The organism is Streptomyces pratensis, from assembly GCF_037137275.1.
In the GTDB taxonomy this organism is placed as follows: domain Bacteria; phylum Actinomycetota; class Actinomycetes; order Streptomycetales; family Streptomycetaceae; genus Streptomyces; species Streptomyces pratensis_B.
The window spans coordinates 98,970-120,633 of record NZ_JBBBEN010000088.1 but is presented as its reverse complement, the minus strand read 5'-3'; the positions used below and the strand labels follow the sequence as shown (position 1 = coordinate 120,633).

Genomic DNA, 21,664 nt, shown 5'->3' with positions numbered 1-21,664 from the left:
CTTCTCCTTCGCGTCACCAAAATCGAGTCGAACCCGAGAGATCCTACCGGGGCCAGCTCAGTTCACCGCGCGCACCATGTCCACGAACAGAGCGTGCACGCGATGGTCGCCGGTCAGTTCGGGATGGAACGACGTGGCGAGGACGTTTCGCTGCCGTACGGCGACGATGTGGCCGCCGTGCTCGGCGATGACCTCGACCCCGGCTCCGACGGACTCGACCCAGGGCGCCCGGATGAACACGCCCTCCACCGGGCCGCCTTCGATCCCCGCGACCTCGACCGCGGCCTCGAACGACTCGTTCTGCCGGCCGAAGGCGTTGCGCCGCACGACCATGTCGATGCCGCCGACGGTCTCCTGGCCGGACACGGGGCGACCCTCGCTCGAAGGGGGTGGGGAGCTTGGGGAAGGGGCGAGGATCTCGTCGGCCAGCAGGATCATCCCGGCGCAGGTGCCGTAGACCGGCATCCCGGCCCGGACCCGCTCCCGCAGCGGTTCCATCATGCCGAAGAGGACGGCCAGTTTGGACATGGTGGTGGACTCGCCGCCCGGCACGACCAGGCCGTCGACCTCGGCGAGCTCCTCGGGGCGCCGGACCGGCCTGGCCAGGGCGTTTGCCGAGGCCAGGGCGATCAGGTGCTCCCGCACGTCGCCCTGGAGAGCCAGGACGCCGATCACAGGGGTGTCGCTCATCAGTGGTTACCAGCCGCGGTTGGCGTAGCGCTCGGACTCGGGCAGCGTGTCGCAGTCGATGCCGACCATGGCCTCGCCCAGGTTCCGGGAGGCGTCCGCGACGACCTTGGGGTCGTCGTAGAAGGTGGTGGCCTTCACGATCGCGGCCGCGCGCTTGGCCGGGTCGCCGGACTTGAAGATGCCGGAGCCCACGAAGACGCCCTCCGCGCCGAGCTGTCGCATCAGCGCCGCGTCGGCCGGGGTGGCCACGCCGCCGGCGGAGAAGAGCACCACGGGCAGCCTTCCGAGCTCCGAGACCTCCTTGACCAGCTCGTAGGGGGCGCGCAGGTCCTTGGCCGCGGCGTACAGCTCATTGTTGTCGAAGCCGCGCAGGCGGGCGATCTCGTTCTTGATCTGCCGCAGGTGGCGGACGGCCTCGACCACGTTGCCGGTGCCGGCCTCGCCCTTCGACCGGATCATGGCCGCGCCCTCCGCGATGCGGCGCAGGGCCTCGCCGAGGTTGGTGGCGCCGCAGACGAAGGGGGTGGTGAACGCGAACTTGTCGCTGTGGTTGACCTCGTCGGCCGGGGTGAGGACCTCGGACTCGTCGATGTAGTCGACGCCGAGCGACTGGAGCACCTGGGCCTCGACGAAGTGGCCGATGCGGGACTTGGCCATCACGGGGATGGAGACGGCCCCGATGATCTCCTCGATCATGTTGGGGTCGGACATCCGGGCCACGCCGCCGTCCTTGCGGATGTCGGCCGGGACCCGCTCCAGGGCCATGACGGCCACGGCGCCGGCGTCCTCTGCGATCTTCGCCTGCTCGGCGTCGACGACGTCCATGATCACGCCGCCCTTGAGCTGCTCGGCCATGCCCCGCTTGACGCGGGCGGTGCCGGTGACCGGGGACTCGGTGGACTGCGGGGTGCTGGGAAGCGTGGACACGGGACCTCACTCGGTGAAAGACGCTGGATGCTGCACCGCCGAGGAAACGCTGCCGGAGCAGTCCACAGCAAGGGCCAATGGACAGGCCGTGGATCGTTTTGGCGTCATACGGCCGGTCCGGGCCGCTGCCCACGGCGGCGCACGCTCCGGTCCGGCCCCCGCGTTCGGCCCCCGCGCGCCGGGGCCCTCAGGTGCCGGGGCGGTCGGCGAGGGCCACCGGCGGGGTGTCGTCCATCTCGAAGGCGAGCGGGAAGGGCGCGTGTCCGGCCAGCCGGAACAGCCGGACCGTGCGGTGCCGCCGCAGCGCGCGTGCGGCACGTACGGAGTCGTTGTGGAAGCGCCGGGCCATGGGCACCCGGCGTACGGCGGCGGCCAGTTCCGCGGCCGTCTCCTCGCCGCCGGGGATCTCCTTCACCGCGTCGACCTGGGCCGGCTCCCCGAAGACGGCGCGCAGGGCGGCGCTCAGCTCGCTCTCGGCGACCTCCCGGTGGTCCTCCCGCGCCTGCCGGGCGGCGTGCGCGGCCTCGTACAGGACGATCGAGGCGGCCGGGTCCAGGACGCCGGAGGTGGCCAGCTCCTGGGTGACCGAGGCCCGACGCAGTAGTTGGGCGTCGAGGGCGGCGCGGGCGGCGTCGATCCGGGCGTGCAGACGGTCGAGCCGGCCGGCGGTCCAGCTGAGGTACACCCCGATCGCGATGAGGGCGAGGACGATCCAGACGATGAGAGTTACGGTCACGGGCCCCCACGCTACCGTCGCCCGGCGCGGCGCCGGCCCGCGGCCGGGCGGCGAGCCCGGCACGCCCGGGGGGTGCGGGGCCTAAGTCCCGGCGCGGCATTCCTCGGCGACCGCGCCCAGGGCCCCGCTCCCGTGCACGGGCGGGCCGGGCCCGCTCGGCCCCCGAACGGGTGAGCCCCGTCCGCCTCAGCCCCGGGCCAGGCCGAACCGGGCACGCAGCCCCGAGCGTTCGTCCTCCGCGACCGACGCGGCCCCGTCCGTGACCGTCTCGTACACCGCGAGGACGTCGGCCCCCACCGTGGCCCAGTCGAAGCGCCGTACGTGGGCCGCGCCGCGCTCGCGCAGGCCGGCCCGGCGCTCCGGGTCGCCCAGCAGGCGGATCGCGGCGGCGGCCAGCGCGTCCGCGTCCTCGTTGGCGAAGAGGTCGCCGGCGGCCCCCTGGTCGAGCACCTGGGCGAAGGCGTCCAGGTCGCTCGCCAGCACCGGGGCGCCGGCCGACAGCGCCTCGACCAGGATGATGCCGAAGCTCTCGCCGCCGGTGTTGGGGGCCACGTACACGTCGACGCTGCGCAGCAGGCGGGCCTTGTCCTCGTCGCTGACCATGCCGAGGAACTCGACGCGTCCGCGCAGCTCCTTGGGCAGCGAGGCCACCGCCTCCTCCTCGTCCCCTCGTCCCGCGACCAGCAGCCGGGCCTCAGGGCGGGCGGCGAAGATCGCGGGCAGCGCCTTCATCAGGACGGGAAGCCCCTTGCGGGGTTCGTCGATGCGGCCGATGAAGCCGAGGGTCTGCCCCTGCCACCCGGCCTTCGGCTCGGCCCGTGCGAAGAAGCCGACGTCGACGCCGTTCGGGATGACGACGGCGTCCCCGCCGAGGTGCTCGACCAGCGTGCGCCGGGCGTATTCGCTGACCGCGATCCGTGCGCTGATCTTCTCCAGCGCGGGCTGGAGGATCGGGTACGCGGCGATCATCGCCCGGGAGCGCGGGTTGGAGGTGTGGAAGGTGGCCACGATCGGCCCCTGCGCCGCCCAGCAGGCCAGCAGGCCCAGCGAAGGGGAGGTCGGCTCGTGGATGTGGATGACGTCGAACGTGCCGTCGTGCAGCCAGCGCCGCACCCGGGCCGCCGAGAGGAAGCCGAAGTTCAGCCGGGCCACCGAGCCGTTGTACGGGACGGGGACGGCCCGGCCCGCCGAGACCACGTACCGGGGCAGCGGTGTGTCGTCGTCGGCGGGGGCCAGGACGGAGACCTCGTGGCCGAGTCCGATCAGATGCTCGGCCAGGTCCCGGATGTGGAACTGCACGCCGCCGGGCACGTCCCAGGAGTACGGGCAGACGATGCCGATCTTCACGCGGGCTCCCCCCGGGGGTCCGGATCGTCCAGCCAGAGCCGCTGGAGCATGTGCCAGTCCTCCGGGTGCTCGGCGATGCCCGTGGCGAAGGCGTCGGCCAGCGCCTGGGTCATGACGGCCGTCTTCTCGGCGCGGGAGCCCTCCCCCGGCACCTCGACCGCGGGGTGGATGACCCCCTTCATCACCGGCGTGCTGTCGTACGAGAGGGTCACGGGCAGCAGCATCGCGCCCGTGTGCTGGGCGAGCAGGGCCGGGCCGGTGGGCATCCGGGCGGCGGCGCCGAAGAACGACACCTCCACCCCGGAGGCGGAGAGGTCCCGGTCGGCGACCAGGCAGACCAGGCCGCCCGCGCGCAGCCGCCGGGCCAGCGTCCCGAAGGCCGCCCCGCCGCTGTGCGGCAGCACCTCCATGCCCAGGCTCTCGCGGTAGGCCACGAACCGGTCGTAGAGCGATGCCGGGTTCAGCCGTTCCGCGACGGTGGTGAGGGGGAGCTTCAGGTCGGTGGTGGCCCAGGCGCCGGCGAGATCCCAGTTGGCCAGGTGCGGCAGCGCCACGACGACTCCGCGCCCGGCGGCCAGCCCCTCGTCCAGTCGGTCGGTGCCGACGATCTCGATACTGTCCTTGATCCGCTGCGGGCTCCAGGTCGGCAGCCGGAACGACTCCATCCAGTAGCGCATGTACGAGCGCATCGCGGCGCGGGACAGCTCGGCCAGCCGCTCCGGGCCGGCGTCGGGGACGACCCGTGCCAGATTCGACTCCAGCCGCAGCACGCTCGGGCCACGCCGCTTCCACGTCTGGTCGGCGATGGTGCGGAACAGCTTCTCGGCTGCGGGCTCCGGGAGCTTCTTCACGGCGCCCCAGCCCGCGCCGTACAGCCCGTCGGCGAGCCGGTCCCTCAGGTCGGAAGCTCGGCTCACCGGTCGGCCTCGCTCCCCTGTCCGGCCGGGCCCGCGGGAGCGGCGGCGTCCGCCTCCGCGGATTCCCGACGCACGGTCACCACGCGCTGCACCAGCGTCACGAGGCTGCCCGCGGCGACAACCCACAGGGCGATCGGCAGCAGGACGTCGACCCCGGGGACGCCGAAGGCGTGCAGCCCGGCGAGACCGGCCGCGACCAGCGAGATGACCAGGCGCTCTGCGCGCTCCACCAGGCCGTTGACGGCGACCGGCAGACCGATCGACTCGCCGCGCGCCTTGGTGTACGAGACCACCTGGCCGCTGGCCAGGCAGAAGATCGCGACCGCGCACAGGACGTTGTCGTCACCGCCGCCCGCGTACCACAGGGCGAACCCGGCGAAGATCGCTCCGTCGGCGACCCGGTCCAGCGTCGAGTCGAGGAACGCGCCCCACCGGCTGGAGACGCCGGCCTGCCGGGCCATGTTGCCGTCGACGAGGTCGGAGAAGACGAAGAGCGTGATGACGATCGTGCCCCAGAAGAACTCCCCCGTCGGGAAAAAGACCAGCGCACCTGCCATCACTCCCGCTGTGCCGACGAGAGTGACCGCGTCGGGACTGACCCCGAGGCGGAGCAGCAGAGCGGCGAACGGCGTGAGGACACGCGTGAAGAATGCACGCGCGTACTTGTTCAGCATGGCCTTCCCGAGGGTTCGGTTGGCCGAGCGGCCCCTTCGGCCACCGGCTGGCCCATCGTAGTCACCAACGGCGCCCTTCACCGGACGGGCACCCGCCCGCACGGCGCCCCCGGGCGGCCGGGCGGGCCCAAAGGCTCCGCCCGCACCGGTCGGCCGGGGCGCTGAGGCCCCGCACGCGCCGTGCGCGGTCGCCTCAGTACTCCGGAGCCGCCGGGGCGCGGTCGGCGCGCCGCTACGGGCTCGAACAGACTTCGGAGATCCGCCCGGAGGCCCTGTGGTGCTTGTTCACGGTCCACGAAGAGGTCGCGCGGGAGCGGATCGCCTCAGCGCTACGGCGTACAGGCGGACGCGGAGCCCCACCGACCCGCGCCGCGCGAGGCGTCCGCCGGCGGGGCGACCGGTTCCCCGCGGAGCGGGAGGAGGGCTGACCCGGCGCGTGACCGGCGCACTGTCGCACACCCCGCCCCCGTCCACGCCGGTGACGGGCGGTGCCCCGGTCCGGACGATACGCTGTGGTCGCAGCTCAGAAGGTATGCCGCGTACGGTAGTTGGGCACACCGCAGGAGCAGACCGTGCGGCGAGTGGGGGCGACAGACAGTGGCCAACGACGGATTCGACTTCTCACCCGGGGCCCAGGTCCCGATCCAGGGGGCGGGCGGCCAGACCGTGGCGACCAACGCCCTGGCCTCGGCGGCGTATCGGGACAGCCCGGTGGAGAAGATCCTCGACGCCAACGGCGAGTGGCACAAGTCCGTGGTGAAACCGGGGTCCTCCAAGCTCTTCAAGTCGGACTACTTCAAGCCGAACCTGGGGGAGGCGTTCGCCCGTGCCGTCCAGGAACGGATGCTCGGCGGCGCGCGCAAGGCGCTCATCCAGTCCTTCGGCATGGACCCGCAGACGGTGGTGGAGCACTGCCTGTCCGCGAACAACCTGCGCAAGGACCGCGACACCCGTCTCACCCTGGTGACCGCGGTGTTCGGCCTCCTCTTCCTGCCCGGTCTGCTGGCCTGGGTGATCGCCTTCCGGGTCCGGGACGCGCTCGACAAGTCCAAGGACAAGGCCTTCCGGGCGATCGGCGCCGTGTTGTTGGCCGCCTTCGGGATCGGCGCGCTGGTCCTGATGGTCCAGCTCCCGTTCACCGGGTTCCTGGGCCTCTACGTCCGGGGCGCGCTCATCGCCCCGCTGATCGGCTGGCTGATCGCCAAGCGGATCGCCGAGGCCTCGGCCAAGGACCTGCGGGCGCGGTGGGAGGGGCTGCTGTCCGGTACGGGGGTGATAGCGAAGATCCCCGAGGCGGTCCCCAAGAACCCGAACGAGACCGCGCGGGAGGCCCTGCGCCAGGGGCTGGAGAAACTCTCCGCAGAGCAGCAGTCCAACGCCGTGTTCTACGCCGGCCCCAAGGGCATCCTGGGCATGGGCACCCGCTGGGGCAGCTGGCAGCTGGCCGAGGAGCTGGTCCCCAAGGACCCGACGAAGGAGATCCACCAGTTCCGCAGCTGGGACCTGATCCGGATCATCCACGACCAGCTGAAGATGCTGGAGCGCGGCCCGCTGAACACCGGCGGCTTTCCCAAGCCGTCCGTGAAGCACTGGATCGTCTCGCCCATCGGGGAGAACGCCGACTCCGTCTCCCGCCCGCAGGGCGAGGACGTCGCCACCTTCCAGGTGAAGCCGCACGAGATACAGCGGATCTGCAACCACCAGCAGTTCGGCAGCGGCGACCGGCACTACCTCGGCGTCCAGTTCGCCCTGTGGGACGGCCAGCTGGTGATCACGATGATGATCACCGTCACCGTGCTCCACGAGACCCTGCGCATTGAGGTCACCGGCCACGCGCTGGGGCCGGTGCACGGCCTGTTCCTCTCCAAGCCGGAGGCCAGGACGAAGACGGTCAACAAGACCGTCCGGTTCTGGGAGACCCGGGACGTCCAGCTGCCGCTGGTGGAGGCCAAGGAGGTCGTCCGGCTCGCCCTGCGGGCTCCGCTCACCTGGTATCCGCCGCTGCTGGACTACCTGGGCGGGAAGATCGTGCTGCCCGAACCGTTCGGCCTGCGGCACGCATGGGCGGCCAAACCGTGGAACCACCGCTTCATGGCGGACGACGCGATGCGTGCCGCCACCCCGGTGCTGCGCGCCGTCCACACGGCGGCGATGCGCGTTCTGGCGGAGAACGGCGTGGACACCGAGCGGTTCGACAACCGGTCGATGGTGCTGAGCGGTCTCGTCCAGGACCCGGCCCCGCGCAAGGCCGACGTGTACGAGGCCTAGCCGCGACAGGGGCCGGCCGGAGCAATGGACCGGCCGGCCCCTCTTCGCCCGGGGCGGCGGGCGTGCGGCACGGCCGTCGGCTCAGTGGGCCGGGAGTTCGCCCGTCGGCCAGGCCTCCGCCAGCAGCGCCCGGGTGTCGCCCAGCAGCTGGGGCAGCACCTTCGTGTGGCCGACGACCGGCATGAAGTTGGTGTCGCCGCCCCAGCGCGGCACCAGGTGCTGGTGCAGATGTGCGGCGATTCCGGCCCCGGCCACGGAGCCCTGGTTCATCCCGATGTTGAACCCGTGCGCCCCGGAGGCCGTGCGCAGCGCGACCATGGCCCGCTTGGTGAACTCCGCCAGCTCGACCGTCTCCGGACCGTCCAGCCCGGTGTAGTCGGCCACATGCCGGTAGGGCACCACCATGAGGTGGCCGCCGGTGTACGGATACAGGTTCAGCACCGCGTAGACGTGCTCGCCGCGGGCCACGACGAGTCCGTCCTCGTCGGATTTGGCCGGGATGACGCAGAAGGGGCAGCCGTCCTCCGCGCCCGGGCCGCTCGGCTTGTTCTCGCCCTGGATGTACGCCATCCGATGGGGCGTCCACAGGCGCTGGAATGCGTCGGGCGTCCCCACGCCGATCTGCTGCTCCGGCTCACTCGTCATACCGGTCAGCATATTGCGTCACCCCGAAGGAGCGTGTCGTCGGGGCCGCCCCGCCCGGCCGCCCGCGATGCTGAGGCGATGAGCGTGAGACCCGCCCCCGAGCCGCCGGTCCGGCTGACCCGCTGGGAGCAGCGCACGGAGCTTCCGCTCTTCGCCGTCTCCCTGCTCTTCCTCACGGGGTACGCGGTGCGGGTCCTGGCCCCGCACAGCGCCCAGCCGTGGCATGACATCGCCCTGCTCCTGGTCTGGTCGTCCTGGCCGGTGTTCCTCGCGGACTACGCGGTGCGGGTGCGGCTCAGCGGCCTCGGGGCCAGGTTCGTGCACGTCCACTGGCTCGACACGCTGGTTCTGCTGCTGCCGCTGCTGCGCCCGCTGCGCGTGGTCAAGGTCTACTCGGCCGTGCAGCAGCGCTACGGCCGGCCGCGCCGTGACCTGTACGCCCGGGTGATGACGTATGCGGGGCTGGCGGCCGGGCTGCTCGGCTTCTCCGCCGCGCTCGCGGTCTACCACCTGGAGCACACGGCCCCGGGCGCTTCGATCCGCACGTTCGGGGACGCGGTGTGGTGGGCGTGCGCCACGCTGACGACGGTCGGCTACGGGGACGCCGCGCCGGTGACGTTCTGGGGGCGTACGGTCGCGGCGGGGCTGATGGCGTGCGGTCTGGCGCTGCTGGGCGCGGTGACCGGGTCCTTCTCGTCCTGGCTGATCCAGGTGTTCGCCCGGGAGGACGAGAAGCGGCCCCCGGGGCGCGGACAGCACCGCGGGGGCCGCTTCTGACTGCCGGATCAGACCTGGACGCGGTCCTCGACGGCCTTGGCGATCTTGGCGAGCGCCTCGTCGACCGGAATGCCGTTCTCCTGCGAACCGTCGCGGTAGCGGAAGGAGACGGCACCGTTGGCCATGTCCTCGTCACCAGCGATGATCATGAACGGCACCTTGGCCTTCTGCTGGTTGCGGATCTTCTTCTGCATCCGGTCCGACGAAGCGTCCACGTCCACCCGCAGCCCCTGCTTGCGCGCCTTGGCGGCGAACTCCTGGAGGTAGGGGATGTGGGCGTCGCCGATCGGGATGCCGACCGCCTGCACCGGGGCCAGCCAGACCGGGAACGCGCCCGCGTAGTGCTCCAGGAGCACGGCGAAGAAGCGCTCGATGGAGCCGAACAGGGCGCGGTGGATCATGACCGGGCGCTGCTTGGAGCCGTCCGGACCGGTGTACTCCAGATCGAAGCGCTCCGGGAGGTTGAAGTCGAGCTGCACGGTCGACATCTGCCAGGTGCGGCCGATGGCGTCCTTGCACTGCACGGAGATCTTCGGGCCGTAGAACGCGGCGCCGCCCGGGTCGGGGACCAGGGGGAGACCCTGCTTCTCCGCGACCTGGCGCAGCGTCTCGGTGGCCTCGTCCCAGACCTCGTCGGAGCCGACGAACTTCTCCGGGTCCTTGGTGGACAGCTCCAGGTAGAAGTCGGTGAGACCGTAGTCGCGGAGCAGGTTCAGCACGAAGGTGAGCGTGCGGTCCAGCTCCTCGGCCATCTGCTCCTTGGTGCAGTAGATGTGCGCGTCGTCCTGCGTGAAGCCGCGTGAACGGGTCAGGCCGTGCACGACGCCCGACTTCTCGTAGCGGTACACCGTCCCGAACTCGAAGAGGCGCAGCGGCAGTTCACGGTAGGAGCGGCCACGCGCGTCGAAGATCAGGTTGTGCATGGGGCAGTTCATCGGCTTGAGGTAGTAGTCCACCCCGTCGTCGAGCTGCATGGGCGGGTACATGCCGTCGGCGTACCAGTCCAGGTGGCCGGACTTCTCGAAGAGCTTGCCCTTGGTGGCGTGCGGGCTGTAGACGAACTCGTACCCCTCCTCCTCGTGACGGCGGCGCGAGTAGTCCTCCATGGCCCGGCGGATGACGCCGCCCTTGGGGTGGAAGACCGCGAGGCCGGGGCCGATCTCGTCGGGGAAGGAGAAGAGGTCCAGCTCGTTGCCGAGCTTGCGGTGGTCGCGCTTGGCGGCCTCCTCCAGGAACTCCAGGTGCGCCTTCAGCTCGTCCTTCGTCGGCCAGGCGGTGCCGTAGATGCGCTGGAGCATCGGGTTCTTCTCGCTGCCGCGCCAGTACGCGGCGGCGTTGCGCATCAGCTTGAACGCCGGGATGAACCGGGTGGTCGGCAGGTGCGGGCCCCGGCAGAGGTCCTTCCAGCACAGGTCGCCGGTCTTGGCGTCGAGGTTGTCGTAGACGGTCAGCTCGCCGCCGCCCACCTCGACGTCCGCGCCGTCGTCCGAGGACGCCGCGCCCTTGATGCCGATGAGCTCCAGTTTGTACGGCTCGTCGGCCAGCTCCTCGCGGGCGGCCTCGTCGGAGACCACGCGGCGGGAGAACCTCTGGCCCCGCTTCTGGATCTCCTGCATCTTCTTCTCGATGGCCTTGAGGTCTTCGGGGGTGAACGGCCTCTCGACGTCGAAGTCGTAGTAGAAGCCGTCCTTGACCGGCGGGCCGATGCCGAGCTTGGCCTCGGGGAAGAGCTGCTGCACGGCCTGGGCCATCACGTGCGCGGTGGAGTGGCGCAGGATGTTCAGGCCGTCCTCGGAGGAGATCTCCACAGGCTCGACGCTGTCGCCGTCCCGGAGCTCGTGACTGAGGTCCTTCAGCTCTCCGCCGATACGCGCGGCGACGACGGTGCGCTGACCGGGGAAGAGCTCGCCGGCCGTCGTGCCCGTCGTCACCACGTGCTCTTCCCGCTCGGAATCGCGTTGGATGATCACACGGACGTCTGACACCGGTCTCTCCTGACTGAGGGGGTCGCCTGCCTTCGTACGGCAAGGCCACATGAATCGTACCGAGCCGCGCGCCCCCGATGCGAACGCCTTCCTGGCCGCCTACCCCGCGCACGCCCCCGAGGAATGCCACGGCCCCGGGGGACATTCTTCCTCGGCCGGTCCCGTCCGCCCTCGCAGGGTCGCGCGCAAGCGGCCCGCGGGACTCCGGCCGGACCGTGCCCGCCGGGCCCGCCCCTCGCGGGAGCGGCGGGCCCGGCGGAGCGCGGGGCGGCCGGGGCGCTTCGTCAGAGGCGACGACAGGCGTCGGTGGCAACTCCCCCGCGTACTCGCCGCGTTGTCACCGCATCACACCGCCCGCAAGCGGCTTATCAGGCAAACAGCCCGGGTATCACCGATATCGGGCAGGGGAATCCTCTCCCTGCCGTGCGGGTGCGAGGAGTTCGGAGATGATGCACTGGTTCGAGGGGCCGCTGGCCGCTTTCTGCACGGAGACGACGGGTATGGACGTCGAGCAGGACCGGATCGTCGCGGCCGCTCTGGTCGCGCAGGACACCGCGGACGGGCGCGTCCGCGTCACCCGTTGGCTGGTCAGCCCGGGGGTGCCGGTCCCCGAGGAGGCGAGTCGGCTCCACGGGCTGACCGAGGACCATCTCCAGCGCAACGGCCGCTGGCCCGCGCCGGTGATGGACGAGATCGCCCGCGCGCTGGTGGAGCACTGCACGACGGGGCGCCCACTGGTCGTGATGGACGCACCGTTCGCCCTGACGCTGCTCGACCGCGAGCTGCGGCGGCACCGGGCGTCCTCGCTGGCCGGCTATCTGGACGGAGCGCCGCTGCGGGTACTGGACCCATGGGTGCTGGACGGACACCTGGACCGCCACCGCGAGGGCCGCCGCACCCTCACGGACCTGTGCGAGCGGTACGAGGTGGCGTTCGAGGGGGCCCACGAGGCGGCGAACGGCGCGAGCGCCTCGCTGGAACTGGTGCGCGCGGTGGGCCGACGCTTCTCGGCCCGGCTGGAGCGGCTGTCCCCGGCCGAGCTGCACACCCTCCAGGCGGCCTGGCACGCGGCCCGGACGCCCGGCCCGGAGGCGCCGTCCGCCGGCAAGGGGGCGGCGAGAGCGGTGGGCTCGGCCTGGCCGCTGCGCCCGGCGCTGTCCGCGGCGGCCTGAGCCCACCGGTGGCCGACCATGCGAAAGCCGGCCCGCACGATGCTGCGGACCGGCTTTCCCCGGTGGGCGATACTGGGTTCGAACCAGTGACCTCTTCGGTGTGAACGAAGCGCTCTCCCACTGAGCTAATCGCCCGGGAACGGGTTGAACCATACAGGGGCCGACGGGCTTCGTTCAAACTCCTTACGGCCGGACGGCGCGCGGCGGCGCCCTACTCAGGGCTGCGGCACCGGGAACTGAGTATCCGAGCGCATGTACGAGCCAGTGGCGGCGGCCACACTCCCCTGCATGGAACACATGCCGCCGCCCGCCGAGGAACTGGCCCTCCTCGACCGAGAACTGGCCGAGCTGGACGCCCGCAGGGCCCGGCTGCTGACCCGGCGCGCCTGGCTGGTCGCCGCGCTGCGGCCCCCCGCCCCGCCGGCGCCGGGCTGGAATCCGGCCGCCTGGGGGACTTCTTCCGCGGGCCGGCCTGTCGATCCGGTCCAGCCCTGGGGCTTCGCCCCGTCACCGTCGGCCTCCACCCCGCGCAGTGCGCAGAACGTCCTGCTGGCGCTGGGCGGCCTGCTGCTGACGGTCGCGGCCATCGGTTTCACGCTGAGCTGGGGCTCGATGGGGACCGGCGGACGGGCGGCCGTGCTCGGCACGGTGACCCTGGGCGCGCTCGCCGCTCCGGCGGTCCTGCTGCCGCGCAGGCTCCGGGCCACCGCGGAGGCCTTGGCGGCACTGGCGCTGCCGCTGACGCTGCTGAACGTCTACGTCCTGCACGGGGTGGTGGCGCCCGACTCCGGACGGCTCGCCTACACGGCCGCGTCGGCGGCGGTGCTCACGGCGCTGTGGAGCGCCTACGGGCTGGCCCTCCGCCCGCTCCGCATGCCGCTGCCCGCCGCCGTGGCCCTCGCCCAGTGGCCGCTGCTGCTCTGGGCGTGGGCCGCGGGAGCGTCGGCGCTGATGGTCGGGTGGGCGCTGCTGGCGACGGCGGTGCTGGACGGAACGGTCGCTCTGTACGGCAAGGGCCTCGCGGTGCGGATCACGGCGTGCGCGGGGGGCGCGGCGGCCGGGTCCGGGGCGCTGCTGGTGGGGCTGGCGGGGTCGATGACCGCCTCTGGGCCGCTGGACGCGCTGGCCCCGGGGGCGCTGCTGCTGACGGCGTCGGCGGCGGCGCTGGCCGGAGCGTGGCGCGCGCCGGACGGCTTCGCACAGACGGGCGGCGTGGTCGCCGGTCTGCTGGCGGTGGCCGCGGTGGGCCGGGTGCCGGATGCGGCGGCGCACGACGGGTGGGGCGTGCTCGCGTACCTGCTGTGCGGTCTCGCGCTGACGACCGCGGTACGGGTGCGGCTGCCGCGGAACGTCGGGCGCGGGCTGCTGGCCGCGTCCGGGGCGGTGGTCGCCGGAGCCCTGGTCTGGGCGGCGCCGCCGGTCGCGGCGGTGCTGCTGGGTCCGGTGTCGCTGCTGTCCGAGCTGTGGGCGGGGACGCCGGAGAGTTTCCGGGCCGCGCTCGGGGCGTCGGTGCCGTGGTCGCGGGTGGCCGCCGCGCCGGTGGTGCTCGCTCTGGTGGCCGGGGCGCTGGCAGCGGTGCACCGCTGGTGGCCGGCGGTGGTGCGGGTCGCCGCGCCACTGCTCGCACCGGCGGCAGGGGGGACGGCCGGCACCAGTGCCGCGGGGGCGGCGCGCGGCGTGTGGGGGCCGGGCGGCGGGCCGCGGGCGGGCGCTGCGCGCAGGCCGTCGGAGGCTGCGTTGCGGGGCGCTGCGGGGGCGGCGGCCCTGGGGCTCGGCTGGGGCGCGTTGGTGCTGGCCGCGGCCGTGCTCGATGCGCCCTACGCGGTCGCGGTGGCCGGTGAGACGGTCCTGGTGGCGGGGCTGCTGGCGTGTGCGCTCCGGGGCGGGCGGGCCGGCCGCGAGGGTTCGCCGGCGGTTCGGGTGACCGCTCTGGTGGGCTCGGTGGCCGGGTCGGTGAGCGTGGGGCTGCTGTCGCTGCCGTCCGGGGCGGCCTCGTGCGCGGTGTCCGGGGCGCTGGCGGCCCTCTTCGCCGGGGCGGCGGTCCGGGAGCGCCCCGGGAGGACTCAGGCGGCGTTCGGGGCAGCCGCGGTGGTCTGGGGCACCGTGCTGACGGCGTGCGCGGGGCGGCTGCTGGGGCTCGCCCCCTACGGGACGGCTCCGCTGATGCTCGTGGTCCCCGCGCTGACGGTGGCGCTGGGGGCCCGGCTGCGGCGCCACCCGGCGGCCTTGCCGGTGGAGCTGGCCGGGGCGCTGGGCGCGGTGGTCGCGGTGGCGTTCGCGGCGTCCGACGCGCCGTTCCTGGCCCTGTCGCTCGGGCTGTCCGGGGTGCTGGCGGCGGGTGCGGCGGTGCGGCCGGAGCGGCGGCCGGTGGCCGGGTACGCGGCGGGGGCGCTGTTCGTCCTGGCCGCGTGGGTGCGGCTGGCCGCCTCGGAGGTGTCGGCGCCTGAGGCGTACACCCTGCCGGTGACCGTGTGTGCCCTGGCCGTGGGGGCTCTGCGGCGGCGCGAGGACCCGGAGGCGTCCTCGTGGACTGCGTACGGGCCCGGCCTCGCGGCGACGCTGCTGCCGAGCCTGGCCGCGGCCTGGACCGAGCCGCACGGGCAGCGGCCGCTGCTGCTGGGCGTGGCGGCGCTGGTCGTCACGCTGCTGGGGGCGCGCCACCGTCTCCAGGCGCCCCTGCTGATCGGCGGCACGGTGCTGGCGCTGGACGCTCTGCACGAGCTGGCGCCCTATGTGGTGCAAGTCGCCGGGGCACTCCCCCGCTGGCTGGCGCCGGCTCTGGCCGGGCTGCTGCTGCTCGGGGTGGGAGCGACGTACGAGCAGCGGCTGCGTGACGCCCGCCGGCTGAGGAAGACGCTGGGGCGGATGCGCTGACCCGCCGTCGGTCCGGGGCCCGCCCCACGGGGCCCGGACCGGGCGCGGGCAACGCGGAGGGCCCGGGAGACGGATTCCGTCTCCCGGGCCCTCTGTCCGGGTGGGCGATACTGGGTTCGAACCAGTGACCTCTTCGGTGTGAACGAAGCGCTCTCCCACTGAGCTAATCGCCCGGGCGCACCGCAAACATTACCCCATGTCAGCGGTGCTCTCGGACCGGTCTCAGGTCACTCGCTGATCTTCCACGGCATGGCGAGCCCGAACTCCCACACGTAGAGCGCGACGAGCACCGCCATGATCACGAGCCCCACCGTGGTGAGGATGATGTTGCGCCGCCTGACCTTGGGGTCCATGGCCCGCTGCGCGGCCTCTGTGACCTTCCTCTTGGTCCAGCGCAGCACCAGCTGGGCCCAGACGAACTCGGTCGCCCAGATCGCCATGCCACCGAAGATCACCAGCCAGCCGGGGCCGGGCAGCACCAGCATGAGCACGCCCGCCACCACCACGCCGAGGCCGACGACGAAGACGCCGACCTGCCAGCTCAGATGAAGCGGCTTCGATGCCTTGATGAAGCCCGGCGCCCGCGAACCCAGCTCACGCTCCGCCGGGCCCGATTCCCCCGCAGCGGGCGCCGGAGCCGCCTGCTCGGCGACTCTGCCCCGCTCGTCACTCTCCGCACTCATGACGTCCAACCTACCCGACCCGCTTTCGTCACTGGAATGGGCGCATAACCCAAAGTTACACGCCGCTGAGCGAGGGACCCGAAGCACCACAAAAGGGTCAGAGGGGTTTACAACGGCACTGTAGGTGGCATGTCGATTTCGCCGACGTGCGAATCCCCGAGCGCACACTGAGCGAAAGGCCCTGGCGCTTATGAACACCACGGTCAGCTGCGAGCTGCACCTGCGCCTCGTTGTGTCGAGCGAGTCCTCACTGCCTGTACCCGCGGGCCTGCGGTATGCCACGGCCGATCCCTATGCCGTGCACGCCACCTTCCACACCGGAGCGGAGGAGACGGTCGAATGGGTATTCGCCCGCGACCTCCTTGCCGAGGGGCTGCACCGGCCCACCGGCACCGGAGACGTCCGCGTCTGGCCATCACGTAGTCACGGCCAAGGCGTCGTATGCATCGCACTGAGCTCCCCAGAGGGCGAAGCGCTGCTCGAAGCCCCGGCACGAGCCCTGGAGTCGTTCCTCAAGAGGACCGACGCCGCGGTTCCGCCCGGCACCGAGCATCGTCACTTCGATCTCGACACGGAGCTCTCCCACATCCTGGCCGAGAACTGAGCCAGGCCGAGAGCTGCTCGACGCCGTCCGACTCGGGGAGACGGCGTCGCGCGGACAACCACATACGGCTGGAACCGACGCCGTCACCGCGGAAGCCACCGCGGTGACGGCGTCGGCGCGCCCGGCCGCCCTCCGCACCGGAAGGGCGGGGCTCCGCCGTGGCCCGTGCCCGCACCGGTCCGGACGCGGGCCGCAGCGGGCCAGTAGAGTCAGCCGCCATCGGCAGGCGTCCGCCCGCCGAAGGCCAGGGAGCGAAGCGTGCTGATCCCTCACGACACCCGGATCGCCCTCGACACGGTGGTCGATCTGGTGAACACCGCCCCGGAGAGCGAGCCGCCGCAGGACGGCGCCGCGGCCGCGGACGGGCTGCCCGACGTCGCGGCGCTTCACGCCTTCGCCGAGCGGCACCGCATCAGCGGCGTGGGCAGGCTCGACGGGAGGGACCTCGACGCCGTGCGCGCGGTGCGGCGCAGCTTCGCCGAGGTCTTCGCGGCACGCGACCCGCGCGCGGCGGCGGACCTGGTCAACCGGCTGGTCGCGGCGGCCGGAACCACTCCGCAGCTCACCGATCACGACGGCTACGACTGGCATGTGCACTACTTCGCGCCGGACGCCTCCCTCGCGGACCACCTCGCGGCCGACTGCGGAATGGCGCTGGCCTTCATCCTCGTGGCGGGCGAGCGGGAACGGCTGCGCCGCTGCGAGGCGCCGGACTGCGGACACGCCTTCGTCGATCTGTCGCGCAACCGCTCCCGCCGCTACTGCTCCAGCCGCACCTGCGGCAATCGGCTCCACGTAGCGGCGTACCGGGCCCGACGGAGACAAGCCGCGGGCTGACGGCCCGCCCGCCGCGGCGGTCCGCTTTCACAGCAGGAAGAGATCGTGCAGGGCGGCCATCAGCAGCAGGCCCCCGACCACCGTCAGGAAGATCATCAGGGGCGGCTGGGACAGCGCGAAGAGGCAGCCGCGGGGCTCTTCGGCAGGGGGGGCGGGGGCCTCGCCCCGGGAAGTGTCCACCATCTCGGGGCGATCATGACGCACGTGCGACCGGTGTGGCGTTCAACGCCGATGATTGCGCCCGGAGTTCACCGTCCCGTGGCCACCGGTAATCGCTCCGGTGTACGGACTGGCATCAGGCGTGCGACACCAGGGCGGTACGCAGCAGTACGCCACCACCCGCCTGGGCCTGTCGCCGCTCCTCTCAGATGCCGTGCTTCTTGAGAATCGCCTCGATGTCGCTGAAGTCCTCCCCGGGCCCGGCGGCCTCCTGCTTCTTGCCCGGCTTCGGCGACGCGGCGGCGGGACCCGCCCCGGCGCCGAGCGACGGGGCGGAGGCGCCCGGAGCGACGGCCTCGTTCCGCCCGGCGGCCCTGGCCGCCTTGCGGTCCGCACGGGTACCGCCGCGGCGGCGCTCGATGGCGCGGGTGGTCATGAACAGCAGCCAGGCGAGGCCGAGCACCCCGAAGCCGATCCAGACACTCGGCTTGAAGGCGATCCCCGACACCCACTCGACGACCCCCGTCAGCACGAGCCCCACCGGGACGAGGGAGTAGGCGGCGATCCGCGTCGCGGTGAGGAACCGCTTGCGGTACGCGGTCACCGCGGCGATGCCCAGCCCGGCCGCCGACACCGCGGAACAGATGGTCTCGGCAAGCATCAGGGCCTCCAGGCGCAGGGGACACGTCCCTTCCATCCTGCACCGGCGACCGCCGCCGGGGCCACGGCCCGCGGTGCACTTCAGGGAGATTTCAGGGCCCGGCTCCTCCCCAGGTCCCGATTGGGACGTGCCCGCCCGGCCTGGAAGACTGCGCCCATGAGCGATTCCACCCCCGCGGCACCGGTCGTCCTCGACCTCTGGTGCGATCTCGAATGCCCCGACTGCCACCGGGCCCTCAGCGATGTGCGCGCCCTGCGCGCCCGGTACGGCGACCGTGTCGAGGTACGGCTCCGGCACTTCCCCCTGGACAAGCACAAGCACGCCTACGCCGCGGCCCAGGCCGCCGAGGAGGCCGCGGCCCAGGGCGAGGGCTGGCCGTACGCCGAGGCGGTGCTGGCCAGGACCGCCGACCTCGCCCGGACCGGCGAGCCGCTGCTCCTGGAGGTGGCGCGCGCACGGGGACTGGACGCCGAGGAGTTCGACACCGCCCTCATCGACGGTCGGCACCTGCTGATCGTCGACGCCGACCAGGCCGAGGGGCGCGCGATCGGCGTGACCGGCACGCCCACGTATGTGATCGGCGAGGAGCGGCTGGACGGAGGCCGGAGCCAGGACGGGCTGCGCGAGCGAATCGAGGAGATCCTCGACCGGACCCTGGCCGGGCAAGGCTGACGGCCCCCTCCGGGACCCCGGCCACGGCCCCTACAGCGCCTTGGCCAGGTGGTAGCGCGTCGTCGCGTAACCGAGGGATTCGTACAGGCGCAGGGCCGGCGTGTTGGAGGCGAAGACGTGCAGGCCGATCCGGTCCGCGCCCCAGCCCCGGGTGACGTTCTCGGCCAGGAGCATCAGCGCCCGGCCGTGACCCCGGCCGCGGTGCGGCTCGCTCACCTCGACGTCGAAGACGAAGCCCGCCGGGCCCCCAGGCGGCAGCTCCCGCTGGGCCACCCACACATGGCCGACGACGTCTCCCTCGTGCTCCAGGAGCCGGAAGCTCGTCCCCCCGGTCGCCGGCCCGTCCGGGAGGAGGGCGGCGTGGTCGGTCTCGGACTTGTGCCGGGCCTGCTCGGGCGGCACTCCGCGGTCGATCCAGTCCTGTGCGTACGACCGCACCGCCCCGCGCTCCCAGACGGCGAACTCCTCCTCGTCCATCGCCCGCGAGGTGAGGCCTGCGGGCAGCCGGGCGTCGTGGGGGCCGAGCCGCTTGACCATGGTGCGGCTGCGTTCGGCGTAACCGAGCGCCGCGGCCAGCCGCCGGGCGGGATCGTCGTCGGCGGGAACGTCCGCCCGCACCCGGGTGCACCCCCAGCTCCGCAGCACCTCCTCGGCGGCGAGCGCGGCGACGGCGCCCCGGCCGCGCCTGCGGTGCGCCGCGTCGACGCTCAGTGAGTCCAGCACGCCGGCGGTGGCGCCGAACGCCGCGTCGGTACGGATCTCGACGGCGCCGACCGGCCGCCCGTTGTCGCACACCTCGTAGCGGCCTGCGCGCGCGCCGTCGGAACCTTGCCGGAGCGGCCCGGACGGCCGGAGTGTGGTGGTCATCAAGGCTTTGTATCCCCCGCGCGGCGGCCCGTCACGCGTTTTACGGCGAGGCGGGCCGGGCCTCGGCCCGCGACGGGCGCGGCCGTCACGGGTCCAGGTCGTCCTCGGAGCGTTCGGCGAAGACCCTCATGGCCTTGGACGTCACCGGGCCGGGCTCCGGGGCCAGCTCGCGGTCGTCGATCCGGAGCACCGCCTGGACGTCCCGGAGCGTGGAGGTCAGGAACACCTCGTCGGCCTCGGCGAGCACCTCCATGGGCAGATCGGTCTCCTCCGCCCCGGTCCACTCCACGGCCAGGGCCCGCGTGATGCCGGCGAGGCACCCGGAGGACACCGGCGGGGTGTGGACGCGGCCGCCCAGGACGACGAAGACGTTGGAGCCGGTGCCTTCGCAGAGGCGGCCGACCGTGTTGGGGAACAGCGCCTCGGACGCGCCCCGCTCGCGGGCCCTCGCGAGGGCCACGACGTTCTCGGCGTACGAGGTGGTCTTCAGGCCGACGAGAGCGCCGCGTTCGTTGCGCGTCCAGGGGACGGTGATCACCGCGGTGGCGTCCGGGCGGCGGCTCACCCCGTCGAGGGCGACGACGAGGCTCGGGCCGCCGGTGCCCCGGTCGGAGCCGAGCGGGGACAGCCCCCCGGTACAGGTGATCCGCAGCCGGCCCAGGGGCACGGGGTTGGCCGCGACGACCTCGGCGACGGCGCGCCGCACCTCGTCGTGGTCGGGCTCGGGCAGGCCCAGGCCGCGGGCGGACCGGGTGAGCCGCTCCAGGTGCCGGGTGAGGGCGAAGGGCCGTCCCTGGCTGGTGCGGACCGTCTCGAAGACTCCGTCGCCCACGGTCAGCCCGTGGTCGAGCACCGACAGCCGGGCGTCGTCGGCGTCCCGCAGCCGGCCGTTGACCCAGATCCTCATAGCGCGGTCCTTTCCGTCTCCTCGTACGCACCGGACGCTACCGCGAGCAGCCGGGACGCCTTCAGTTCGGTCTCGTCCCATTCGCGCTCCGGGTCGGACCCCCAGGTGATCCCCGCGCCGGTACCGAACCGCAGCAGCGGTCCCGGGCCCGTCCGGTCGATCCAGAACGTCCGTATGCCGACGGCGAGCGAGGCGGCGCCCCGGTCGGCGTCGACCCAGCCGACCGCACCGCAGTACGGCCCGCGGGGGGCCCGCTCCAGCTCGTCGATGATCCGCAGCGCACTGGATTTCGGGGCCCCGGTGACCGAGCCGGGCGGGAACGCCGCCGCGAGCAGCTCCGGCCAGCCCGCGCCCTCGGCGATCCGGCCCCGGACGGTGGAGACGAGGTGGACGAGCCCCGGGTGCTTCTCCACCACGCACAGGCCGGGGACGCCGACGCTTCCGGTGGCGCAGACGCGGCCCAGGTCGTTGCGGACGAGGTCCACGATCATGACGTTCTCCGCGTGGTCCTTCTCCAGCAGATCGCCCTCGGTCCGCCCGGTCCCCTTGATCGGCCCGGACTCGACGGTCCGCCCGTCGCGCCGCAGGAACAGCTCGGGGGACGCGGTGGCGACCTCCACACCGTGGCCGGGCAGCCGAATCGTTCCTGCGTACGGAGCCGGGTTGTCGCGCGCCAGCAGGGCGGTCAGTGCGTCGACGTCCGCGCCGGCCCCGCCGCCGGGCAGCGGCGCGGACAGCACCCGGCAGAGATTCGCCTGGTAGACCTCGCCCGCCGCGATGTGTTCACGGATACGCCGGACACCGGCCGTGTAGGCGTCACGGTCCAGTGAGGACGTCCAGTCCCCGGGGGCGGGCCCCCGCCAGGCTCCGGGGACGGGCGGGGGCACCGGCTCCCCGCGTACGGTGGAGAAGCGGGCGCAGACGATGCCGCCTTCGAAATCGGCGCATACGGCCCAGAAGCCGGACGAGTCGAGGGCTGCCGGATCGTGGGTGACGTCCAGCAGACCGGAGGCGACGAGGCCGCCGAAGCGGGCCAGGGGGGCGAGGTCGGACACGCTGCTGAGTCTAGGGCGGCCCCCGTGACCTGCGCCGGGGCGAGGTCACCGCAGCACGCTGCACAAACGCGTTTTTGTGCTGGCCCAGGAATCCGCTAGAGTTCAACACGTCGCCGGGACGCGCAAGCGGACCGGGAATGACAAGCGGACGTAGCTCAGTTGGTAGAGCGCAACCTTGCCAAGGTTGAGGTCGCCAGTTCGAACCTG

The 21,664-nt window shown here is 72.9% G+C and carries 21 protein-coding genes and 2 tRNA genes; 7 read left to right on the top strand and 16 right to left on the bottom strand.

The window, feature by feature from the left end; all coding sequences use genetic code 11:
* Nucleotides 1-57: 57 nt before the first annotated feature.
* From pdxT to pgsA, 6 genes are all read right to left on the bottom strand, one after another.
* Complete coding sequence (gene pdxT / locus V9U70_RS14165) at nt 58-690, bottom strand: pyridoxal 5'-phosphate synthase glutaminase subunit PdxT (protein WP_336675276.1); 633 nt, start codon at nt 688-690, stop codon at nt 58-60.
* A gap of 6 nt (nt 691-696) precedes the next feature.
* Complete coding sequence (gene pdxS / locus V9U70_RS14160; protein WP_336675274.1) at nt 697-1,617, bottom strand: pyridoxal 5'-phosphate synthase lyase subunit PdxS; 921 nt, start codon at nt 1,615-1,617, stop codon at nt 697-699.
* 187 nt (nt 1,618-1,804) lie between these two features.
* Entirely contained in the window at nt 1,805-2,353 is a 549-nt protein-coding gene (locus tag V9U70_RS14155) for a hypothetical protein (protein WP_336675273.1), read from the bottom strand.
* A 186-nt stretch (nt 2,354-2,539) separates the two neighbouring features.
* Nucleotides 2,540-3,700, bottom strand: a complete 1,161-nt coding sequence (locus V9U70_RS14150; RefSeq protein WP_336675271.1) for a glycosyltransferase family 4 protein — start codon at nt 3,698-3,700, stop codon at nt 2,540-2,542.
* Nucleotides 3,697-4,617, bottom strand: coding sequence for a phosphatidylinositol mannoside acyltransferase (locus tag V9U70_RS14145; protein ID WP_336675269.1), 921 nt, complete (start codon nt 4,615-4,617; stop codon nt 3,697-3,699). The genes V9U70_RS14150 and V9U70_RS14145 overlap by 4 nt, the downstream gene beginning before the upstream one ends.
* On the bottom strand, nt 4,614-5,291 hold the full coding sequence (gene pgsA, locus V9U70_RS14140; protein WP_336675268.1) for a phosphatidylinositol phosphate synthase: 678 nt from the start codon (nt 5,289-5,291) through the stop codon (nt 4,614-4,616). The genes V9U70_RS14145 and pgsA overlap by 4 nt, the downstream gene beginning before the upstream one ends.
* Before the next feature lie 597 nt (nt 5,292-5,888).
* On the opposite strand from pgsA, the gene V9U70_RS14135 reads away from it, so the two are divergent.
* Nucleotides 5,889-7,559, top strand: coding sequence for a hypothetical protein (locus V9U70_RS14135; RefSeq protein ID WP_336675266.1), 1,671 nt, complete (start codon nt 5,889-5,891; stop codon nt 7,557-7,559).
* A gap of 81 nt (nt 7,560-7,640) precedes the next feature.
* On the opposite strand, the gene V9U70_RS14130 is transcribed toward V9U70_RS14135, so the two are convergent.
* Nucleotides 7,641-8,216, bottom strand: coding sequence for an HIT family protein (locus V9U70_RS14130; RefSeq protein WP_336675265.1), 576 nt, complete (start codon nt 8,214-8,216; stop codon nt 7,641-7,643).
* A gap of 66 nt (nt 8,217-8,282) precedes the next feature.
* Between V9U70_RS14130 and V9U70_RS14125 the strand changes: the two genes are divergently transcribed.
* Complete coding sequence (locus tag V9U70_RS14125; protein WP_336675263.1) at nt 8,283-8,981, top strand: potassium channel family protein; 699 nt, start codon at nt 8,283-8,285, stop codon at nt 8,979-8,981.
* Between the two features lie 8 nt (nt 8,982-8,989).
* Here V9U70_RS14125 and thrS read toward each other — a convergent pair whose 3' ends face one another.
* Nucleotides 8,990-10,966, bottom strand: a complete 1,977-nt coding sequence (gene thrS, locus V9U70_RS14120) for a threonine--tRNA ligase (RefSeq protein WP_336675262.1) — start codon at nt 10,964-10,966, stop codon at nt 8,990-8,992.
* Between the two features lie 446 nt (nt 10,967-11,412).
* On the opposite strand from thrS, the gene V9U70_RS14115 reads away from it, so the two are divergent.
* Nucleotides 11,413-12,138 carry an exonuclease domain-containing protein gene (locus V9U70_RS14115; protein ID WP_336675261.1) on the top strand — a complete coding sequence of 242 codons (726 nt, stop codon included), beginning with the start codon at nt 11,413-11,415 and terminating at the stop codon, nt 12,136-12,138.
* Nucleotides 12,139-12,201: 63 nt separating this feature from the next.
* On the opposite strand, the gene V9U70_RS14110 is transcribed toward V9U70_RS14115, so the two are convergent.
* Nucleotides 12,202-12,273: transfer RNA gene (locus tag V9U70_RS14110), tRNA-Val, on the bottom strand.
* Nucleotides 12,274-12,426: 153 nt separating this feature from the next.
* Here V9U70_RS14110 and V9U70_RS14105 point away from each other — a divergent pair.
* On the top strand, nt 12,427-15,012 hold the full coding sequence (locus V9U70_RS14105) for an SCO7613 C-terminal domain-containing membrane protein (protein ID WP_336675260.1): 2,586 nt from the start codon (nt 12,427-12,429) through the stop codon (nt 15,010-15,012).
* Nucleotides 15,013-15,113: 101 nt separating this feature from the next.
* On the opposite strand, the gene V9U70_RS14100 is transcribed toward V9U70_RS14105, so the two are convergent.
* Together V9U70_RS14100 and V9U70_RS14095 are read right to left on the bottom strand one after the other, a co-directional pair.
* Nucleotides 15,114-15,185: transfer RNA gene (locus tag V9U70_RS14100), tRNA-Val, on the bottom strand.
* A 54-nt stretch (nt 15,186-15,239) separates the two neighbouring features.
* On the bottom strand, nt 15,240-15,695 hold the full coding sequence (locus V9U70_RS14095) for a TIGR02611 family protein (protein ID WP_336675258.1): 456 nt from the start codon (nt 15,693-15,695) through the stop codon (nt 15,240-15,242).
* Between the two features lie 190 nt (nt 15,696-15,885).
* Here V9U70_RS14095 and V9U70_RS14090 point away from each other — a divergent pair, with 190 nt between their 5' ends.
* Nucleotides 15,886-16,299 carry an SsgA family sporulation/cell division regulator gene (locus V9U70_RS14090; protein WP_336675256.1) on the top strand — a complete coding sequence of 138 codons (414 nt, stop codon included), beginning with the start codon at nt 15,886-15,888 and terminating at the stop codon, nt 16,297-16,299.
* A gap of 258 nt (nt 16,300-16,557) precedes the next feature.
* Nucleotides 16,558-17,136, top strand: a complete 579-nt coding sequence (locus V9U70_RS14085; RefSeq protein ID WP_336675254.1) for a CGNR zinc finger domain-containing protein — start codon at nt 16,558-16,560, stop codon at nt 17,134-17,136.
* 27 nt (nt 17,137-17,163) lie between these two features.
* Here the strand turns inward: V9U70_RS14085 and V9U70_RS14080 are convergent, their stop codons facing one another.
* Both V9U70_RS14080 and V9U70_RS14075 read right to left on the bottom strand, forming a co-directional pair.
* Nucleotides 17,164-17,319 (bottom strand): hypothetical protein, encoded by a 156-nt coding sequence (locus tag V9U70_RS14080; RefSeq protein ID WP_167526178.1) that lies wholly within the window; start codon nt 17,317-17,319, stop codon nt 17,164-17,166.
* A 181-nt stretch (nt 17,320-17,500) separates the two neighbouring features.
* The gene (locus V9U70_RS14075) at nt 17,501-17,956 is read right to left on the bottom strand and encodes a hypothetical protein (RefSeq protein WP_336675252.1); all 456 of its coding nucleotides are present in this window, start codon (nt 17,954-17,956) and stop codon (nt 17,501-17,503) included.
* Between the two features lie 156 nt (nt 17,957-18,112).
* Between V9U70_RS14075 and V9U70_RS14070 the strand changes: the two genes are divergently transcribed.
* Nucleotides 18,113-18,628, top strand: coding sequence for a DsbA family protein (locus V9U70_RS14070; RefSeq protein WP_336675250.1), 516 nt, complete (start codon nt 18,113-18,115; stop codon nt 18,626-18,628).
* Between the two features lie 30 nt (nt 18,629-18,658).
* On the opposite strand, the gene V9U70_RS14065 is transcribed toward V9U70_RS14070, so the two are convergent.
* From V9U70_RS14065 to V9U70_RS14055, 3 genes are all read right to left on the bottom strand, one after another.
* On the bottom strand, nt 18,659-19,495 hold the full coding sequence (locus V9U70_RS14065; RefSeq protein ID WP_336675249.1) for a GNAT family N-acetyltransferase: 837 nt from the start codon (nt 19,493-19,495) through the stop codon (nt 18,659-18,661).
* Nucleotides 19,496-19,580: 85 nt separating this feature from the next.
* Nucleotides 19,581-20,402: an aminotransferase class IV gene (locus V9U70_RS14060; protein ID WP_336675248.1), complete on the bottom strand. Its 822-nt coding sequence runs from the start codon at nt 20,400-20,402 to the stop codon at nt 19,581-19,583.
* Nucleotides 20,399-21,457: a chorismate-binding protein gene (locus tag V9U70_RS14055; RefSeq protein WP_336675247.1), complete on the bottom strand. Its 1,059-nt coding sequence runs from the start codon at nt 21,455-21,457 to the stop codon at nt 20,399-20,401. Before V9U70_RS14055 ends, V9U70_RS14060 begins: the two co-directional genes overlap by 4 nt.
* Nucleotides 21,458-21,664 lie beyond the last annotated feature (207 nt).

Excerpts from the sequence above, each read along its gene's own strand:
- pdxT (WP_336675276.1), bottom strand. The coding sequence starts at position 690 with ATGAGCGACACCCCTGTGATCGGCGTCCTGGCTCTCCAGGGCGACGTG.
- pgsA (WP_336675268.1), bottom strand. The coding sequence starts at position 5,291 with ATGCTGAACAAGTACGCGCGTGCATTCTTCACGCGTGTCCTCACGCCG.
- V9U70_RS14130 (WP_336675265.1), bottom strand. The coding sequence starts at position 8,216 with ATGCTGACCGGTATGACGAGTGAGCCGGAGCAGCAGATCGGCGTGGGG.
- V9U70_RS14125 (WP_336675263.1), top strand. The coding sequence starts at position 8,283 with ATGAGCGTGAGACCCGCCCCCGAGCCGCCGGTCCGGCTGACCCGCTGG.
- V9U70_RS14115 (WP_336675261.1), top strand. The coding sequence starts at position 11,413 with ATGATGCACTGGTTCGAGGGGCCGCTGGCCGCTTTCTGCACGGAGACG.
- V9U70_RS14105 (WP_336675260.1), top strand. The coding sequence starts at position 12,427 with ATGGAACACATGCCGCCGCCCGCCGAGGAACTGGCCCTCCTCGACCGA.
- V9U70_RS14095 (WP_336675258.1), bottom strand. The coding sequence starts at position 15,695 with ATGAGTGCGGAGAGTGACGAGCGGGGCAGAGTCGCCGAGCAGGCGGCT.
- V9U70_RS14090 (WP_336675256.1), top strand. The coding sequence starts at position 15,886 with ATGAACACCACGGTCAGCTGCGAGCTGCACCTGCGCCTCGTTGTGTCG.
- V9U70_RS14080 (WP_167526178.1), bottom strand. The coding sequence starts at position 17,319 with ATGGTGGACACTTCCCGGGGCGAGGCCCCCGCCCCCCCTGCCGAAGAG.
- V9U70_RS14075 (WP_336675252.1), bottom strand. The coding sequence starts at position 17,956 with ATGCTTGCCGAGACCATCTGTTCCGCGGTGTCGGCGGCCGGGCTGGGC.
- V9U70_RS14070 (WP_336675250.1), top strand. The coding sequence starts at position 18,113 with ATGAGCGATTCCACCCCCGCGGCACCGGTCGTCCTCGACCTCTGGTGC.
- V9U70_RS14065 (WP_336675249.1), bottom strand. The coding sequence starts at position 19,495 with ATGACCACCACACTCCGGCCGTCCGGGCCGCTCCGGCAAGGTTCCGAC.
- V9U70_RS14060 (WP_336675248.1), bottom strand. The coding sequence starts at position 20,402 with ATGAGGATCTGGGTCAACGGCCGGCTGCGGGACGCCGACGACGCCCGG.